Source organism: Hypericibacter terrae (assembly GCF_008728855.1).
In the GTDB taxonomy this organism is placed as follows: Bacteria; Pseudomonadota; Alphaproteobacteria; order Dongiales; family Dongiaceae; genus Hypericibacter; species Hypericibacter terrae.
In genome coordinates, this window is sequence record NZ_CP042906.1 from 971,877 (window position 1) to 988,268 (window position 16,392).

A 16,392-nucleotide genomic window follows, 5' to 3' on the forward strand; every position below is an offset into this window, starting at 1 on the left:
GTCGCAGCGCTGTCGGTATGTTCATGCTGCGCTATGACTTTTTTTGCTGCGGCACCTTGGTTGGATCGATGACATCGCGGTAATAAGGCATCTCGACCCGGCGCGCCTTGTAGCTGCCGTCATCGGTCACGCGGCGGATATGCCGCGCGATCTCCTCCATCGGCGCGATCCAGACATCGCCTTTCGCCATCATATAGCGGATGAAGGCCACCAGCTTCTCGGCGCGGGCGAGCCGGGCGGTCAGCCAGGGATGCCAGACGCCGATCCAGAGCCCGCCATGGCGCCAGGCGCTGTCGAACTCCGCCTGATAGACCGCGAAGGCCTCGTCAGGCGAGCGGATCGTCATGGTGTATTGCAGTTCGATATTGTGGGCAAATTGCGGCCAGTCATCGAGCGCCCAATGCGAGGGCAGCTCGATCACCTCGCCGGCGCGCGATTCCATCACATAGGGCACGTCGTCCGCCATCAGGCTCGCGTCGTAGAGGATGCCTTCTTCGGCGAGGAGATCGGTGGTGTGGCGCGAATAATTATAAACCGGGGCCCGGTAGCCTCGCGGGCGCTGGCCGGTCATGCGCTGGATCACCTCGATGCTGCGCCGCAGCCAGGCGCGCTCGTCCTCGAGCGAGAGCTGGTTCGAGTTCTCATGGAGATAGCCGTGATGGGCGATCTCATGACCGCCTTCGAGGATCTGCTCGACCAGCTTCGGATAGGTCTCCATGCACCAGGCCGGGTAGAAGAAGGTCTGCTTCAGCCCCAGCTCCTTGTAGATCCGCAGGATCCGCGGCACCGCGATTTCGTCATAGCGCAGCCATGAGGTGGTCGCGACCATGTCCGGCACGCGCTTGCCGAATTCCAGATGCAGGAAACTGTCCGTGTCGATGTCGAAGGTCATGGCGACGGCGCACTTGGCGCCGTGCGGCCAGGGAACGGGACGTTCGATCAGGGGGAAGCCGGCTGGATCGCTCATCGGATGATATGACCTCCATCGATCACGAGTTCCGCCCCCGTCACATAGCGGGATTCGTCGGAGGCGAGATAGACCACGCCATAGGCGATGTCTTTGGGCTCGCCCAGCCCCAGCGGACAGAGCCGGGCCCATTCCTCGCGCACGGATTTGTCCGACGCGAGCCCTCGGGCGGCGGTCACGTCGGCGATCTCGCGCTCGACCATCGGCGTGCGGATCACGCCCGGATGGACCGAGTTGACGCGGATGCCATAGGCGCGATCGGCGCAATAAAGCGCCGCCGCCTTGGTGAAGTTGCAGACGGCGGCCTTCGAGGCGCAATAGTGTGCATTGAGCCCGTCCGCCACCATGGCAAAGGTTGATGAGACGTTGACGATCGAGCCGCCGCCGGTGGTCTTCATCGCGGCGATCGCCATGCGGGTGCCGAGGAACGGGCCCTCGGCATTGACCTGGAACACCTTGCGCCATTCCTGGAGCGAGATCTCCTCCAGGGGCCGCGAGATCTGGATGCCGGCATTATTGACCAGGATATCGAGCCGGCCGAAACGGGCGAGGACAGTGCCAATGACGGTCCGCCAGCCTTCCTCGGACGCGACGTCATGGGGGATGAACAGGATCCTGTCGCCATGGGCCTGACGCAGTTCGCCGGCGGTGCGGCTCCCTTGCGTCTCGTCGATGTCGGTCATCGCCAGGGCGGCGCCTTCGGCCGCGAAGAGCTCGGCGATGCCGCGCCCGATGCCGGCGGCAGCGCCCGTGACGATGGCGATCTTGCCCTCGAGACGTCCCATCGGCTTCATCCCTTCCTTTTGCGGCGGTTCGTCATCCGATGAAATGCCCGCGATCGACATTGAGCGCCTGGCAGGTGATGTCGGCGGCGGCCTCCGACGCGAGGAAGAGATAGGTGGCCGCCAGATCGCGCGGCGCCATCATGCCGGGGATCGGCTGGAACCGCAGATAATCCTCGATCAGCGCTTCCGGCGGGCGTCCGGTTTCCGCGGCGATCTGCCGGACAGTCCACATCGCCCCCTCGGTCTCGACCCAGCCCGGGCAGACGGCATTGACGGTGATGCCCCGGGGCCCGAGCTCCAGCGCCAGGCTGCGCATGAAGCCCAGCACCGCATGTTTGGAGGCGCAGTAGCCGCTATATTCCGCGGCTCCCGTCTTGCCCCAGATCGAGGATGTCAGGAGGATGCGCCCGCCCCGGCCCATCAGCGGCAGGGCATGGCGTGTCACGAAGTAGGTGCCGAGCACATTCACCTCGATCACGCGCCGGAACTCGCGATCGACGGCGGGCGAGGGGTCGGCGAGCGGTGTGCGCGGCTGGTAGCCGGCATTGTTGATCAGCACGTCGATGGCCCCGAGGCTGGCGACCGCGTCGCGGACGGCGGCCTCGTCGGCGATGTCGCAGCGCAGGGCGGCGACGGGCCGGCCGGTCTCGCTGGCGATGCGCTGGGCGGTCGCGGTGATGCCGTCATCCTCGGCCATGATCGTGACCTCGCCGCCCGCGGCGGCGAAACCATGAGCGATGGCCTCGCCGATGCCGCGGCTGGCGCCTGTTACCAAGATCTTCCGGCCCTTGAAATCGAATTCGGTCATGGGCGGGCTCCTAGCCCCGATAGCGCGTGATCGAGAGGGCGATCGCGCTCGAGGTGATGGTCGCGATCAGGATCAGCGTGCCCAGCGCGTTGATGCTGGGATCGAGCGCCGTGCGCAGCATGCCCCAGACCAGGGTCGGCAGGGTCATGCCGTTGCCGATGGTGAAGAAGGTGATGATGAAATCGTCGAGCGAGACCGACATGGCGATGAGCGCGGCCCCGATCAGCGTCGAGCGGATATTGGGCAGCACGATGGTGAAGAAGGCCTGTCGCGCCGAGGCGCCGAGGTCGCGCGCGCTGTCGAGCATGCCGAAGTTGAAGTTCACCATCTGCGCATAGACGATCAGGATCACGAAGGGCTGGGTGAAGACCAGATGGCTCGGGATCACGGTGTGGAGCCCGAAGCGGAATCCCAGCGAGGAGAGGACCGTCGCCAGCGCCAATGCCAGGACCAGGGGCGGCATCATCACCGGCAGCGACAGGGTCATCATCGCGGCATTGGCGGCACCGGGGCGCCAGCGGGCCAGCGCCATCGCCGCCAGGGTTCCCACCACCGTCGAGATGGCGCCGACGCTGAGGGTCACGATCAGGCTGTTCTCGAGCGCCGACCAGAAGTTCGGGTCGGCCATCAGCTTGCCATACCATTTGAAGGTCAGGCCCTCCATCGGCAGGGTCGCGAGCCGGTTCTCGCCGAAGGAGAAGACGACGACCAGGATGATGGGGGAGAGCAGGAACAGCATCGAGACCGTGCCGAACAGGCCCCAGAGCGTCTTGGCGAGCGGGCTGGTTTCCATGCCGCCTACCGGGGCTTCAGGACGCGGGTCAGCGTCTTCTGGAACGCCAGGAGCACCAGGCCGCAGCCGATCAGCATGGCGTAGGACAAGGCCGAGCCGATCGGCGCATTGAGCCGGTTGATGAACTGGCTCTCGATGAAATTGCCGGCCATGAAGGTGTTGGTGCCGCCGACGAGGCGCGGCGTCACATAATCGCCGGCGGTGATCAGGAACGAGACCGCGAAGGCGGCAAAGATGCCGGGCTTGCATTGCGGCAGGACGATGTCGCGAAAGACGCGGGCGGCGTTGGCGCCCAGGTCGCGCGCGGCCGCGAGCGGCACCTCGTCGATCCCCCGCAGCGAGCCATAGATTGGCAGGACCGCGAAGGGCAGCAGAAAATTGACCAGCGTGATGACGACGGCGGCCGGGCTGTAGAGGAGCCAGGCGAGCGGCGCGTCGATCAGGCCCAGATCGACCAGGGTCGAGTTCAGGATGCCGTTGGTACCGAGGATCGTTTTCCAGGCATAGATCTTGACCAGATAGCCGCCGAAGAGCGTCACCAGCACGACAAAGAGGATCAGCCCGCCATAGCGCCCCGCCCGGAAGCGGGCGAGATAGGCGATCATGAAGCCGATCACCGTCGTGATCGCCGCGATCAGCAGCGAAATCAGCAGCGTGAAGATCGCGGCGTGGAGATATTCCTGCCAGACGTCGAGATAGTTATCGAAGGTGAAGTCCGGTACCAGCTTGTAGGCGCGCAGGCGCCAGAAGCTGACCACCAGGAAAAAGGCCAGCGGTCCGACGAACAGCAGGATGAAGACCAGGAAGGCGGGCAGGACAGGCCAGCGATGGCGCCCGATCGCAGCCATCACGCCGTTCCGGGGTGGCGGACGAGCGGGGCCGGAACCCCGCCCGTTCTTTCAGCCGATGCCCCGGTCCTGACGGAAGCGGTCGCGTTCATGCGCGGGATGATGCGCGAAGCCGCTCAGCTTTTCATCACCGTTTCCCAGGCCGCCTGGTAATCGTCCCAGGTCGCGTGGGTGCCGTCCGCTTCCAGCGGATACATCGGCACCACCTCGGTCTTCACGTTGAAGTAGTCGTCGAGCTTGTCGTAGTTGTAGAGCGCCTTGTTGGCGTCGCTGGCCTTGGCCATGGCGTCGCTGGTGACGACCGGCATCGAGTTGGCCTCGGCGCCCGCGAGCTGTCCGTCGACCGAGAGCGCGTTGTTGATGATCTCATGGGCGAGATCGATGTTGGCCGAGCCCTTGCCGATGGCATAGCCCTCGATGAAGCCCATGCTTTTTTCCTTCGGGTAGGCGACCTTGATGTTGGCCTTGTCGCCGACCCAGACCGAGACCGGCTCCCAGCCCTGAGACATCACCACCTCGCCGCTGGCCAACATGTTGATGAGATCGCCATAGCTGGGCGCGATCGTGCGCAGATGGTTCTTCTTGAGATCGACCAGCGCCTTGACGGTCTTGGCGAGCTCGTCCTTGGTCATATTGTTGGGCTTCGTGGCGCCGGTGACCTTGGCCCAGGCGAAGAGATTGCCGGGATAGTCCGCCGTGATCGCGACCTTGCCCTTGACCTCGTCCTTGAGCATGTCGGTCCAGGAGGTCGGCTCGGCCACCTTGTCGGCGTTATAGACCATGCAGATGGCGCCGTAGGTCATGGGCGCGGCATACCATTTGCCGCCTTCGCTCATATTGCCTTCGGTCATCGCCTTGATGGTCGGATGGATCCCCTTGAAATTGGGGAGCTTGTCGAGATCGAGCGGCTCCAAGAGCCCGTCATTGGCGAGGAAATCGTCATGGATGAAGTAGGGCGTGCAGATATCCACCTGGCCCGAGCCCAACCGCAGCTTGGTGATGACCTCGTCGGCCGAGGAGATGTAGGACTTCTGCAGCTCGGCGCCCTTGTTTTTCACGAAATCGTCGGCCTCGAGGAAGGTGTCGTAGCCCTCCCAGCCCACAAAGTTGAGCTTGGTCGCCGCCTGCGCGGGCAGCGCGCGTCCCACCAGGGCGGCGGCGCCGAAGGCCGCGGCGCCCTTGAGCAGTTGCCGGCGATCCATCTCGAAATAGCGCCGCACCCGGACGATGCCGAGGCGGTCCTTATCGAGTCCTGACATATGTTCCTTCCTTGTTGTCTTTTTCTAGGTTTTGAATGCCAATCGGTCGCCGGGCTTTGCTTCGGTGCCCGCAGGTTTCCTCACTCGGGCTGCCGGTAGAGCTCGTGGCAGGAGCAATGCACCCCGCCGCCGCCCAACGCGAACATGTCGTAATCCACGGCGATGACCTTGAAGCCCGCCTCTTCGAGCTGGCGGTTCACATTGACGTTGTGCGCCATCGACAGGACGCGCTTGTTGCCCAGGCTGACCACGTTGCAGCCGAGCTTCACGCAATCGGCATAGGCGACCTTGATCACCTCGATGCCGTGCTTCTTCTTGATGTAGTCGAGCGCGTAGGGCTGGAGCGCGTCCTCGCAGACGAGCGCGAGGCCCTTCTCCAGCATCACCACGACCGCGTCCATATGGACGAATTGCGGCGGGATCGGCGCCACCAGCACCTCCCAGCCCTTCTCTTTCAGCCAGCCTTCCACCTGCTCGGCCCCTTCCTTGGTCGAGCGGTCGCCCGACCAGCCGAGCAACGCCACGCCCGGCTTCAGGATGCAGAAATCGCCGCCTTCGAAATGGCCGGCGGTCACCCACTTCCAGATCGGGATGCCGGCCTTGGTGTAGAACGCGGAGGCGACGGCATAGTCGCGCCGGCGCGGCGGCGTCTGGATCGAGGTGATGACGGCGCCCCAGGGCGTCATGAAGCTCGAATCGCGGGTGAAGACGCTCGACGGCAGGCCTTCGTCGGCCTCGGCGAAGCGCACGCGCACGCCCGCCTTCTCATAGACCTCGACCATCTGGCGGTGCTGGCGCATCGCCTTCTGTTTGTCGAAGCGGTAGCCCATCTGCTCCATGTTGGCGAAGGTGACGGCCGAGATCGAGTTCAGCGGCACCCAGCGGAAATGGTCCGGATGGCCCAGCAGCACATCGGTGAGTTGGCCGGTCTGGGCGGTTACACCCCATTTCTGGCCGTCCGGCGTCTGGGAAGGCGTGGTCTGCCCGACATTGGCATTCATGGTCTGGATTCCTCCCGCTGTTGCATGGGCATTTGCGGCACAGGGTCTGCCGCAGTTGCATCCTGATTCACTGTAAGGGTCGGATTTCTCCTTGCGAAACGAGAAATCTTCGCCCTTACTGTGAGATGAGTTAACAGTAGGAGCGTGCCACTGCATGATTCCTGAGCGCCAGCATCTGCCGCTCCATGCCCTGCGCGCCTTCGAGGCGGCGGCGCGCTATCGCAATTTCGTCAGGGCGGCCGAGGAGCTCGGCGTCACCCACGGCGCGGTTTCGCATCAGATCAAGTCGCTCGAGCTGCAGCTGGGACGGCCGCTGTTCGATCGCGCGCGCCGCCCGATGGCGCTGACGCCGGCGGGCCTGCAGCTGCTCGGCGTCGTCAGCAGCTCCTTCGACCGGCTCTCGAAAGCAGCGTCAGCGGTCCGTCGCGGCGAGCTCGAGGGCGACATCACGCTCGCCTGCGTCCCCGGTCTGGCGGCGAACTGGCTTCCCGCCGTCTTGAGCGAATTCCTCGCCACCCACGCCAATGTCACGATCCGGATCGTGACCGAATATTGGCGCCACCCGACCATGGCCGAGCAGAGCGATCTCGCCATCGCCTATGGCAGCGGCGAGCATCCGGGCAAGCGCGTGGTGCTGCTGGGCCACTCGCAGTTCTTCCCAGTGGCGCGGCCGGGCCTGATCAAGGGCGCGCGCGCCTCGATCCGCGCCGGCGATCTCCTGCGCCACACGCTGCTGCATGAATATAGCGACGAGACCTGGTCGCGCTGGTTCGCGGCGGCGGGCTTGCCCGATGTCGACACCGCCCGCGGGCTCTTCTTCGACGGCGCGCATCTCACCTTGCAGGCCGCGCGCGAGGGCTGCGGCATCGCCATGGGCGATATGCCGACCGTGGCGCAGGATCTCGCCAACGGAAGGCTGGTCAGGCTCCTGGCCCTGTCGGTGCCGGCGGCCTTTCCTTATTACCTGATCTCGGCGCCCGAGCGCGACGCGAGCCCCGCGGTCGCGGCGCTGGAGAGGTGGATCCTGGAACGCTTCGCGGCGCTGGCAGCGAGGAAGTAGGGGTAGGCGAGATAGGTCCCTTCCCCCGGAACGGGGGAAGGATAGGAAGGGGGCTGCGCGATTTCCGACAGCGCGCAGCCCCCTCCTTAGTCCTCCCCCGAAGACGGGGGAGGAGACAGCGAAGGGCGTTGACCGCTCTTACTCGAAATGCCCCTCGAACGAGGTGATCGGCGGCCGCGCGGCCGGATCCGTCACGATGTCGAGGACCGTGACCTCGTTCGAGGCGAAGCCTTCTTTCAGCGCCGGCGCGATGTCTTGCGCCCGCTCGATGCGGATGCCGCGGCAGCCGCAGGCGCGCGCGATCATGGCGTGGTCGACCGGCTCGAAGAAGACGGCGCTGGTGTGGTCGCCGAAGATCACGTCTTCGGCGTCCTTCTGATAGCCGAGGATCTGGTTGTTGAGCACGGCCAGCACCACGGGGAGCTTGTTGCGCCGCGCGGTCTCGAGCTCGGACCAGACATGGGCGAAGCCGCCATCGCCGGCGAGACAGAAGACCGGGGCTTCGGGCCGCGCCAGTTTCGCGCCGATCGCCATCGGCAGGCCCCAGCCGAGGCCCGCCATGCCGCGCGGCGTGAGGAAGCGCTGGCCGGCTTTGCGGGCATGCAGGAAGTTCGACGTCCAGATCGAGGCGTAGCTCGCGTCGGCGACCACGATATGGTCCGGCGTCAGGATCCGGTCGAGCTCGCCCATGACGCGCTCGGGCCGGATCGGCGCCGCGTCGGAATGGACCATGCCTTGCGCCTCGGCCTCGTGGCGGCGACGTCCGTCAGCGATGCGGCCCTCGAGAGCGGCGCGGGCCGACTTGCGCTTGCCGAGATCGCGCTTGCGCAAGGCCTCGGTCAAAGCCTGCAGCGTGAGCTTCGCGTCGCCCACCAGCCGCAGCGCCTCGTAATTGCGGCCCACCTCCTGCCCGTCGATATCGAGATGGATGATCTGCGCGCCCTTGGGCAGGAGTTTCCAGGAATCGGTGCCGTTCTGGTTGGTGCGGTTGCCGACCAGCAGGATCACATCGGCCTCGTCGATCAGCGGGCGCTGATGGCGCGCCATGCCGCGCGGGCCCATGAAATAGCCGATGACGCCGAGGCTCAAGGGATGCGTCTCGGCCACCGTGCCCTTGCCCATGGTGGTGGTCGCGACCGGCAGATGCGCCGCTTCCTGCAGCGCCGCCAGCGCGTCATGCGCGCCCGAGCTGTGGACGCCGCCGCCGGCATAGATCAGCGGGCGCTCGGCCTTGGCCAGCAGATCGGCGGCACGCTCGATCTGCGCCGGGTCGGCCAGCGGGCGGTCGATCGGATAGGTCCCGAGCCGCTCGGCGCGCGAGGAGGCCGCGACCGAAGTCTCGTTGATGAGATCGTAGGGCACGAGCAGCACCGCGGGGCCGGGCCGGCCGGTGGTCGCCGCGGTGAAGGCCATGTCGACATAATCGTCGATGCGGTCGCTGGTGCCGATGCGGCGCATCCATTTCGACACGCCCTTGAAGAGATCGAACTGGTTCAGCTCCTGGAACGCGTTCTTGTCGGTGGCGCGCCGATCCACATCCTGGACCAGCGCCACCACCGGCACCGAGGCCGTCAGCGATTCCGCCAGGCCCGGCACCAGCAGGGTCGCGGCCGGGCCGTTCTGGGCGGTGACGACGCCGACCTTGTGCGAGATGCGCGCATAGGCGTCGGCCATGACGGCGCCAGCATTCTCGGTGCGGTAGGTGACCTGGCGGATCGAGAATTCGGGCGTGGCGAGGAAGAGCGCGCTCGGAATGCTCTGGCCGAAGACGATCTCCACGCCATGGCGCTTGAGCGCACCGGCGAAGGTCTGGGCCGCGGACTGGTTCGAGGGCAGGGGCTTGCGATCGGGCATCGGTCTCTTTTCTGATCCGGTGATAAGGCGAGCTTGCGATAAAGTCGGGCTCTACCAGAGCGAGCCGGCGGCGATGGTGATGTCCTCGGCGGCGATGCCGAAGGCGTCGTCATGGCAGAGGAAGGCCGCGAGGTTGCCGATCTCCTCCGGCTCGATGATCCGCTTCTGCGGATAGGTCTGGGCGATGGCGGCGATCATCTCCTCCTCGCTGCGCGTGTCGCCGTCCCGGGCCTTCATGGTCTTGAGGGTCGAGCGCAGCATCCGCGTATTGACGAAGCCCGGATTGATGGCGTTGCAGGTGACGCCGTGCGGCGCACCCTCCAGCGCCACGCAGCGCGTCAGGCCCAGGATGCCGGCCTTGGACGAGCAATAGGCGGCATTGTCCTTCGCACCCACATTGGCGGCGGTCGAGGCGATGTTGACGATACGGCCCCATCTGCGCTCGATCATGCCGGGCAGGCAGCGCTTGATGGTGCGGTAATAGCCGGTGAGGTTGGTGTCGATGATGTTGAGCCAGGTCTCGTCGGGATGGCCCACCATCGGCTGCTCGGCGGCGATGCCGGCGGAATTGATCAGGATGTCGATCTTGCCGAAGGCCCTCTCGGTCGCGGCCACGAAGGCGTCGCAGGACTCGTTCGAGCGGACGTCGAGATCGAGCCCGATCGCGCGCACGCCCTTGGCCTCGATCTCCTTGCAGACGGCTTTCAGCTCCTGCTCGGCGGGGAAATAGCTGTCCTGGCCCCGCGGCACCGGGCCGTGCGAAGCGAGGTAGGAGCCGATCGCCACGTCGGCGCCGCGAGCGGCCAGCGCCAGCGCGATGGCGCGGCCCTGGCCCGAAGCCCCGCCCGTGACCATCGCGGCCCGGCCGGACAGATAGCGATCCACCATGCGAAACACCCGTTTCCTCTCATTGCCGCGATCTCAATCTCGCGCGCTTCACCCCTCCCCCTACCCCCTCCCGCAAGGGGAGGGGGCTCGTACTTTTTATATGTCCCGTCTCTCCGCAAAAAAAATGATGGGGCAGAACCTCGGGAAATCAAAAACAATCCACGCCCCCTCCCCTTGCGGGAGGGGGTAGGGGGAGGGGGAACTCCGCTCGGTGTTCGCTTCCCACTCGAGCGTCTTATTTGCGACCGACGACTACTGGCCGGCCTTCACGTCCTCATACATCTTCACGTATTTCTCGCGCGTCTCGGCCTTCTGCTCCTGCAGGAACACGCCCTGGGAGAGGATGTCGTCCTTCGACGCGATCCCGATCTCCTTCAGGCGCTCCGGCGACACCAGGTCGAACGCCTTCGCGTTCGAATGGGCGTAGCCATACTGCTCGAGCATGTATTTGCCGGTCTCGGGCGAGAGCCAGGCGTCGATATAATCGTAGGCGTTCTGTTCCTTGCCGGGGCCGTCCTTCATCATGATGAAGCCGTCGATCCAGCCCAGCACGCCTTCCTTCGGCGTCATGTAGGTCACGGGCACGCCCTGCTTCTTCAGGGTCGAGTAGGAGGCGCCCCAGACATAGGCCGCGACCACCTCGCCGCTGGCGAGCGCCTGCTCAATCTCGGCCGGGTCGGTCCAATAGAAGCGGTTGAGCTCGCGCTCCTTGCGCAGATGGTCCTTCACCTGCGCCAGCTCGGCGTCGGTCATGTTGAAGGGATCCTTGATGCCGAGCGACATGGCCGCGGGGATGACGCTGCCATCCATCTCGACCGCCATCGAGACCTTGCCCTTGTAGCGCTCGTCCCAGAGCAGCAGCCAGGAATCTTCCTTGGGCTGGCACAGGTCGGTGCGATAGATGACCGAGTTGTAGCCCCAGCCGCAGGGCACGATCCATTGATGGCCGTCGGTGTTCATGCCCGGACGGCTGGTGAGCTTCGGCATCACGTCGGGCCAGTTGCTCAGCCGCGTGGTGTCGATCGGCTTCAACATGCCCTGGTCGCGATAGCGGCCGATGGCGTAGCTGGTCGGATGCACCAGGTCGGTTTTGAATCCGCTCTTGATCTTGAGATAGGCCTCTTCGTCGTCGCCGAAGATGGTGATGGTCGGCGACTTCCCGTATTTCTTGATGTAGGCCTCGTGCAGCTCGGGAATCTCGTAGCCCGACCAGTCGTAGACGAGCAGGTCTTCGGCGGCGAAGGCGCCGTTGCTCAAGATCGGCAGCGTGACGAGCGCCAATCCGCTGGCACCCAGCAGGCGCAGGGCGCCGCGCCGGTTCATGCCCCTGCCCAAGGCGCTCTCCCCCAAGGCCCACTCCATTGTCGGCTTCTCCATGGTGTCCTCCCGGTGATCGTTCTTTTCGAGCGGTCGCTCTTTTATGAGCCCCCGCGGTTCCCGCGAGCGGCTTTGGGCACGGCGACAAAACTCAATACAAAATCGATTTTGTATGCTAATCGACCCTGATGTCAAACGCCGTCCGCAGCAAGATCACGATCAAGCAGGTGGCCGCGGCCTCGGGCGTGGCCCCCTCGACCGTGTCCAACGCCTTGACGGGCAAGGGCTATGTCGCGCCCGAAACGCGCAGCCGGGTGGTCGAAGCCGCGGCCAGCCTGGGCTATCGCGCCTCCTCGCTGGCGCGTTCCTTGCGCCTGCAACAGACCTGGTCGGTGGGGCTGCTGCTGGCCGACGTGTCGAACCCGTTCTTTCCGGCGGTGGTGCGCGGCGTCGAGGATGTGCTGTGGGGCAAGGAGTACAATCTCGTGCTCTGCAACACCGACTATCGCAAGGACAAGGAAGCGGCCTATCTGCGCCATCTGCTGGACAAGCGGCTGGACGGCCTGATCCTCGCCTCGACCGCGTCGGACAGCGACGATGTGCTGCGGCTCCAGGCCGAGCGCGTGCCCTTCGTGATGCTCAATCGCCGTCATGTCAGCGCCAAGACGTATTATGTCGGCATGGACAATGAAGGCGGGGTCGGCATGGCGATGGAGCATCTGCTGGCGCTGGGCCACCGGCGCATCGGCTTCATCAAGGGCCGCGCCGATTCCAGCGCCGCCGAGGAACGCTATCAGGGCTATCTCAAGGCGCTGCGCCAGGCTCGCATTCCGTTCGACGAGGCGCTGGTGGCCTATGGCGACTATACGATCGAGTCCGGCCATGCGGCGGCCGTCGGCCTGATGGGCCGGCCCCGATTGCCCACCGCGATCGTCTCGGCCAACGACTTCATGGCCTTCGGCGCCATGGCGCTCTTCAAGGAGCGGGGCCTGCGCGTGCCGGAGGAGATGTCGGTGATCGGCTTCGACGATATCTTCGTGTCGGCGCTGCCCTGGATCGAGCTCACGACGGTGCGGCCGCAATCCTGGCAGCTGGGAGCCAGTGCCGCGGAGCTGCTGCTGGATCTGATTGCCGGGCGGGAAACCGGCCGCGCGCGAGAGACGATCCTGCCGAACGAGTTGATCCTGCGCGCGACGACCGCCCGCGCGCGGGCGAACGGTTAGACGGGGAGGAGAACAGGCCGTGATCTATATCGAATATGTCGAGCGCGACCGCTTCATGCCGCTCGAGATCTTCCGCTATCTGGGCAACCAGGCCGCCTGGACGGCGCCCGAGGACCAGCTGGTCGGCTCCTTCGGCCGCACCATGCGGATCGGGCCGATGCCGAGCTACCTCGCCTTCTGGAAATGCGACGGCATGAAGCGCATGGACGAATGGGAGGCGCATTTCCATTCGGATGCCGGCATCCGCGACACCCATGAGCTCGCGACCCACCGCGCCATCCATCTGCAGAAGGCGGGCTGCTATGACGAGGTCGTGACCGGCCCGGCGGCCGATCAAGGCAAGCTCTTCTATATCGAGTATTTCGCCGCCAGGAGCGCCGTCTCGAACGACCAGATCGCAACCCACTTCCAGGCCCGCGCGAAGAAGCAACCGGAAGCGACCTTGAATTTCGTGCTGCGCCGCATTGGGCGGCTCGGGCCCGATCCCGGCGCCATAGCGGTCTGGAGCCTGGCCGATTATGTGGCGCTCGAACCCTTCACCCGCCTCGATCTCGACGAGGATCCGTTCCGGCCCGCCGACATCGGCGTCTATCGCTGGTTCGGGAAGGAAATACTCTAGGCCGCGCGCGCGGCGGCGATCTTGCTGTCGAGCGTCGCCAGAAACGCGGCAAGCAGGGGCGAGGGCGGCTCGCGCCGGGTGGCGACGGCGAGGCTGACGAAGGCGGCGGCGTCGCTCAGCGCCAGATAGCGCACGCCAGGGACGCGGATACATTCGAGCGGCGAGGGGATGACCGCGACGCCCAGTCCGGCGGCGACCAGGCCGATCTGGGTCGAGGCCTCGCGCGCTTCCTGCACGACCTTGGGTTCGAAGCCGGCGCTCATCGCCAATTGGCGCAAAGGGAGGCTCATCCCGGTGCCGGCGCTGGTCGGATAGGTGATGAAATTCTCGTCGCGCAGCTGGGCGAAGGAGACCGAGCGTGCCTTCGCCAGGCGATGGCGCGCATGGACCGCGAGCCGCAGCGGATCGCGCCGGATCGGCCGCAGCAGGAGCTCCGGCGGTGCGCCCTGTCCGGTGTGGCGCAGGAACCCGATCTCGAGACGGCCTGCCGTGATGGCCTCGAGCTGGCCGGCCGTGAACATCTCGACCAGGGTCAGCCTCACCTTGGGGAAACCGTCGTGATAGGCGCGGATGACGTCCGGCAGGAAGGTGGTGAAGGGCAGCGAGGAGGTGAAGCCGATCCGCAGCTCGCCGGTCTCGCCGCGCGCGGCGCGATGCGCGTCCTCGATCGCACGCTCCGCTTCCGCCAGGATCTGGCGCGTGCTGACGAGGAAGCGCTCGCCCGCCGGGGTCAGCGCCACGCGCCGCTTGCTGCGCTCGAACAGCGGGAGGCCGAGCTCGGTCTCGAGCGCTTTGATCTGCAGGCTCAGGGGCGGCTGGCCGATATGGAGCCGGCGCGCGGCGCGGGTGAAGTTGAGCTCTTCGGCGACGGCCCGGAAATAGCGGAGATGGCGCAGTTCCATCGATACCTGAAAGATATTAATCGACCTCTTATTATATATTGGACTGAATGACCGGGGAACGCCAGATTCAGGATCGTGGGGCCCGACGAGCGCCCCGGGAAGCCCCGAGCATTCCATGCCGTCCGATCTCAGTTCCGCCTTGCCGCCCCCGGGCCTGCCGCTGCAGTCCGCCCCGGCGCAGGGCGCGACGCCGGTCGCTCCGGCCGGCGGTAGCGGCCGCATCCTCCACGGCACGCCGGCCTTCTGGAGCACCGCGCGCGCCATGTTCTTCGGCGGCTTCTCCACCTTCGCCATGCTCTACGGGCTGCAGCCCCTGATGCCGATGTTCTCCGACGAGTTCGCGCTGTCGCCGGCGGCGGCGAGCGGCGTGGTCTCGGCGGCGACCGGCGCGCTCGCGCTGATGCTCATCCCGGCCAGCCTCATCGCCGACCGGATCGGTCGCAGGCCGCTCATGAACGCGGCCCTGTTCACCGCGGCCCTCCTCACCTTCGCCTGCGGCTTCGTGGAGAGTTTCAGCCAGCTGCTGGTTTTGCGCGTGCTGCTGGGCGTCGTGCTGGCGGGATTGCCCGCGGTCGCCATGGCCTATCTCGCCGAAGAAATCGATTCGCACTCGCTCGGCCGCTCGATGGGCCTCTATATCGCCGGCAACGGGCTCGGCGGCCTCTGCGGGCGGCTGATGGTGGCGGCGCTTGCCGACTGGACCTCCTGGCGCACGGCGATGCTGGTGCTGGGCGCGGTCGGGCTGCTGGCGGCCTTCGAGTTCTGGCGCAGCCTGCCGCCGTCGCGCTTCTTCCAGCCCTCGCGGCTCTCCTTGTCGGGCTTTCTCGCGGGCTTGCGGCTGCATTTCTCCGATGCCGGCATGCCCTGGATGTTCGCGATCGGCTTCCTGATGATGGGCTGCTTCGTCAGCCTCTATAATTATCTGGGCTACCGCCTCGCGGCGCCGCCCTTCGATCTGCGGCCCAGCCTGCTGGGCGCCGTCTTCTCGCTCTATCTCGTCGGCATGGTGGGCTCGACGGTCGTCGGCCGGCTGGCCGACCGTTTCGGGCGGCGCCATATGCTCTGGGTCATGATCTGCATGATGGCGGCGGGCCTCGCCCTGACGGTGGCGTCGAGTCTCGTCGTTGTGATGCTCGGCATCGCCGTCGCCACCTTCGGCTTCTTCGGCGCGCACGCGGTCGTGAGCAGCTGGGTCGGCAGGCGCGCCCAGAGCGCCCGCGCGCTCGCCTCGGCCTTCTATCTGTTCTTCTTCTATTTGGGCTCCAGCGTGCTGGGCTCGGGCTCCGGCCTGATGTGGGAGTTCGGCCAGTGGCATGCGGTCGCGATCTTCCTCGGATTCGTCGTCGCCGTCTCTTTCGCGATCGCGCTCAAATTGCGCGCGTTGAAGCCGCTCGCCATCAACGCCGGCAGGCCCTGAAGAGCCGCGGAATCCCTGGCGCAGTCATTAACGGCCGACTGCCACGGAAATGCCCCTTGCCCGGTTGCGCTCCTGATCCCGAACTCTAGGTGGGAAGCCCGCGAAGGCAATCGCGGGCGCCCGCGAGGGGGCGGATGGAACAGTTGGAACGAGACGCCGAAACGCGTCTTGCCGAATTCAGGCAGCGCCTCGGCGCCAAGGATCAGCGGACCTTGCTGGATTACTGGCTGGCGAAGCGGGGCCGGCGGCGCATGCCGTCGCGCGCGGATGTGGACCCGGCCGAGCTGGTGGCGCTGCTGCCCAATCTCATGCTGGTCGATGTGGTCGATGACGGCGCGCGCTTCCGCTTCCGCCTGGTCGGCACGCGCGTCGCGCGCTCCTCGGGCGAGGATCGCACCGGGCGCTTCTTCGACGAGTTCGCCTTCTTCCGCGCCTATCCCAACGTGACCGACCAGTATCGCCAGGTCGCGGCCGACGCCGAGCCGCTGCTCGCGACCGAGATCTTCTTCAACCGCGAGCATGGCACCGCCTACGACGTGGAGCGGCTGCTGCTGCCCCTGGGCCAGAACGAGGCCAAGGCCGACATGCTCCTCGCCCATTTCCGCTTCATGCGCGGGCCGTTCAGCAGGGAGTAGGCGGGCGGGTTAAAGC

The 16,392-nt window shown here is 66.0% G+C and carries 16 protein-coding genes; 5 read left to right on the plus strand and 11 right to left on the minus strand.

The genetic code is table 11. The annotated features are described in order from the left end of the window. Positions 1-31: 31 nt before the first annotated feature. From FRZ44_RS04510 to FRZ44_RS04540, 7 genes are all read right to left on the minus strand, one after another. Positions 32-967, minus strand: a complete 936-nt coding sequence (locus FRZ44_RS04510; RefSeq protein WP_225308544.1) for a polysaccharide deacetylase family protein — start codon at positions 965-967, stop codon at positions 32-34. Continuing rightward, positions 964-1,752 carry a glucose 1-dehydrogenase gene (locus tag FRZ44_RS04515; protein ID WP_151176049.1) on the minus strand — a complete coding sequence of 263 codons (789 nt, stop codon included), beginning with the start codon at positions 1,750-1,752 and terminating at the stop codon, positions 964-966. Before FRZ44_RS04515 ends, FRZ44_RS04510 begins: the two co-directional genes overlap by 4 nt. A gap of 31 nt (positions 1,753-1,783) precedes the next feature. Next, positions 1,784-2,560, minus strand: a complete 777-nt coding sequence (locus tag FRZ44_RS04520) for an SDR family NAD(P)-dependent oxidoreductase (RefSeq protein ID WP_151176050.1) — start codon at positions 2,558-2,560, stop codon at positions 1,784-1,786. Between the two features lie 10 nt (positions 2,561-2,570). Beyond that, the gene (locus tag FRZ44_RS04525) at positions 2,571-3,353 is read right to left on the minus strand and encodes an ABC transporter permease (protein WP_151176051.1); all 783 of its coding nucleotides are present in this window, start codon (positions 3,351-3,353) and stop codon (positions 2,571-2,573) included. Between the two features lie 5 nt (positions 3,354-3,358). Beyond that, positions 3,359-4,201, minus strand: a complete 843-nt coding sequence (locus FRZ44_RS04530; protein ID WP_151176052.1) for an ABC transporter permease — start codon at positions 4,199-4,201, stop codon at positions 3,359-3,361. A 116-nt stretch (positions 4,202-4,317) separates the two neighbouring features. Continuing rightward, a complete protein-coding gene (locus tag FRZ44_RS04535; RefSeq protein ID WP_151176053.1) occupies positions 4,318-5,460 on the minus strand; it encodes an ABC transporter substrate-binding protein in 1,143 nt (380 codons plus the stop codon). Between the two features lie 80 nt (positions 5,461-5,540). Beyond that, positions 5,541-6,461, minus strand: a complete 921-nt coding sequence (locus FRZ44_RS04540) for a dimethylarginine dimethylaminohydrolase family protein (protein ID WP_151176054.1) — start codon at positions 6,459-6,461, stop codon at positions 5,541-5,543. Between the two features lie 154 nt (positions 6,462-6,615). On the opposite strand from FRZ44_RS04540, the gene FRZ44_RS04545 reads away from it, so the two are divergent. Next, positions 6,616-7,521 (plus strand): LysR substrate-binding domain-containing protein, encoded by a 906-nt coding sequence (locus FRZ44_RS04545; RefSeq protein WP_151176055.1) that lies wholly within the window; start codon positions 6,616-6,618, stop codon positions 7,519-7,521. 138 nt (positions 7,522-7,659) lie between these two features. Here the strand turns inward: FRZ44_RS04545 and FRZ44_RS04550 are convergent, their stop codons facing one another. The 3 genes from FRZ44_RS04550 to FRZ44_RS04560 all read right to left on the minus strand — a co-directional run bounded on the left by FRZ44_RS04550 (position 7,660) and on the right by FRZ44_RS04560 (position 11,640). Beyond that, positions 7,660-9,375 carry an acetolactate synthase catalytic subunit gene (locus FRZ44_RS04550; RefSeq protein ID WP_151176056.1) on the minus strand — a complete coding sequence of 572 codons (1,716 nt, stop codon included), beginning with the start codon at positions 9,373-9,375 and terminating at the stop codon, positions 7,660-7,662. A 51-nt stretch (positions 9,376-9,426) separates the two neighbouring features. Further along, positions 9,427-10,263 (minus strand): SDR family NAD(P)-dependent oxidoreductase, encoded by an 837-nt coding sequence (locus FRZ44_RS04555; RefSeq protein WP_151176057.1) that lies wholly within the window; start codon positions 10,261-10,263, stop codon positions 9,427-9,429. Between the two features lie 252 nt (positions 10,264-10,515). Beyond that, the gene (locus FRZ44_RS04560; protein ID WP_151176058.1) at positions 10,516-11,640 is read right to left on the minus strand and encodes an ABC transporter substrate-binding protein; all 1,125 of its coding nucleotides are present in this window, start codon (positions 11,638-11,640) and stop codon (positions 10,516-10,518) included. Positions 11,641-11,768: 128 nt separating this feature from the next. Between FRZ44_RS04560 and FRZ44_RS04565 the strand changes: the two genes are divergently transcribed. Then, the gene (locus tag FRZ44_RS04565) at positions 11,769-12,803 is read left to right on the plus strand and encodes a LacI family DNA-binding transcriptional regulator (RefSeq protein ID WP_151176059.1); all 1,035 of its coding nucleotides are present in this window, start codon (positions 11,769-11,771) and stop codon (positions 12,801-12,803) included. A 19-nt stretch (positions 12,804-12,822) separates the two neighbouring features. Next, entirely contained in the window at positions 12,823-13,422 is a 600-nt protein-coding gene (locus FRZ44_RS04570; protein WP_151176060.1) for a hypothetical protein, read from the plus strand. Here FRZ44_RS04570 and FRZ44_RS04575 read toward each other — a convergent pair. Continuing rightward, positions 13,419-14,324, minus strand: a complete 906-nt coding sequence (locus FRZ44_RS04575) for a LysR substrate-binding domain-containing protein (RefSeq protein ID WP_151176061.1) — start codon at positions 14,322-14,324, stop codon at positions 13,419-13,421. The genes FRZ44_RS04570 and FRZ44_RS04575 overlap by 4 nt on opposite strands. A 115-nt stretch (positions 14,325-14,439) precedes the next feature. Here FRZ44_RS04575 and FRZ44_RS04580 point away from each other — a divergent pair, with 115 nt between their 5' ends. Together FRZ44_RS04580 and FRZ44_RS04585 are read left to right on the plus strand one after the other, a co-directional pair. Further along, on the plus strand, positions 14,440-15,741 hold the full coding sequence (locus FRZ44_RS04580) for an MFS transporter (RefSeq protein ID WP_151176062.1): 1,302 nt from the start codon (positions 14,440-14,442) through the stop codon (positions 15,739-15,741). Between the two features lie 143 nt (positions 15,742-15,884). Then, the gene (locus tag FRZ44_RS04585; RefSeq protein ID WP_191908418.1) at positions 15,885-16,376 is read left to right on the plus strand and encodes a PAS domain-containing protein; all 492 of its coding nucleotides are present in this window, start codon (positions 15,885-15,887) and stop codon (positions 16,374-16,376) included. Positions 16,377-16,392 lie beyond the last annotated feature (16 nt).

Bases quoted from the DNA above. Each gene is read 5' to 3' on its own strand.
- FRZ44_RS04555 (WP_151176057.1), bottom strand. From the start codon at position 10,263: ATGGTGGATCGCTATCTGTCCGGCCGGGCCGCGATGGTCACGGGCGGG.
- FRZ44_RS04575 (WP_151176061.1), bottom strand. From the start codon at position 14,324: ATGGAACTGCGCCATCTCCGCTATTTCCGGGCCGTCGCCGAAGAGCTC.
- FRZ44_RS04545 (WP_151176055.1), top strand. From the start codon at position 6,616: ATGATTCCTGAGCGCCAGCATCTGCCGCTCCATGCCCTGCGCGCCTTC.
- FRZ44_RS04535 (WP_151176053.1), bottom strand. From the start codon at position 5,460: ATGTCAGGACTCGATAAGGACCGCCTCGGCATCGTCCGGGTGCGGCGC.
- FRZ44_RS04560 (WP_151176058.1), bottom strand. From the start codon at position 11,640: ATGGAGAAGCCGACAATGGAGTGGGCCTTGGGGGAGAGCGCCTTGGGC.
- FRZ44_RS04550 (WP_151176056.1), bottom strand. From the start codon at position 9,375: ATGCCCGATCGCAAGCCCCTGCCCTCGAACCAGTCCGCGGCCCAGACC.
- FRZ44_RS04515 (WP_151176049.1), bottom strand. From the start codon at position 1,752: ATGGGACGTCTCGAGGGCAAGATCGCCATCGTCACGGGCGCTGCCGCC.
- FRZ44_RS04530 (WP_151176052.1), bottom strand. From the start codon at position 4,201: ATGGCTGCGATCGGGCGCCATCGCTGGCCTGTCCTGCCCGCCTTCCTG.
- FRZ44_RS04540 (WP_151176054.1), bottom strand. From the start codon at position 6,461: ATGAATGCCAATGTCGGGCAGACCACGCCTTCCCAGACGCCGGACGGC.
- FRZ44_RS04525 (WP_151176051.1), bottom strand. From the start codon at position 3,353: ATGGAAACCAGCCCGCTCGCCAAGACGCTCTGGGGCCTGTTCGGCACG.
- FRZ44_RS04565 (WP_151176059.1), top strand. From the start codon at position 11,769: ATGTCAAACGCCGTCCGCAGCAAGATCACGATCAAGCAGGTGGCCGCG.
- FRZ44_RS04520 (WP_151176050.1), bottom strand. From the start codon at position 2,560: ATGACCGAATTCGATTTCAAGGGCCGGAAGATCTTGGTAACAGGCGCC.
- FRZ44_RS04580 (WP_151176062.1), top strand. From the start codon at position 14,440: ATGCCGTCCGATCTCAGTTCCGCCTTGCCGCCCCCGGGCCTGCCGCTG.
- FRZ44_RS04510 (WP_225308544.1), bottom strand. From the start codon at position 967: ATGAGCGATCCAGCCGGCTTCCCCCTGATCGAACGTCCCGTTCCCTGG.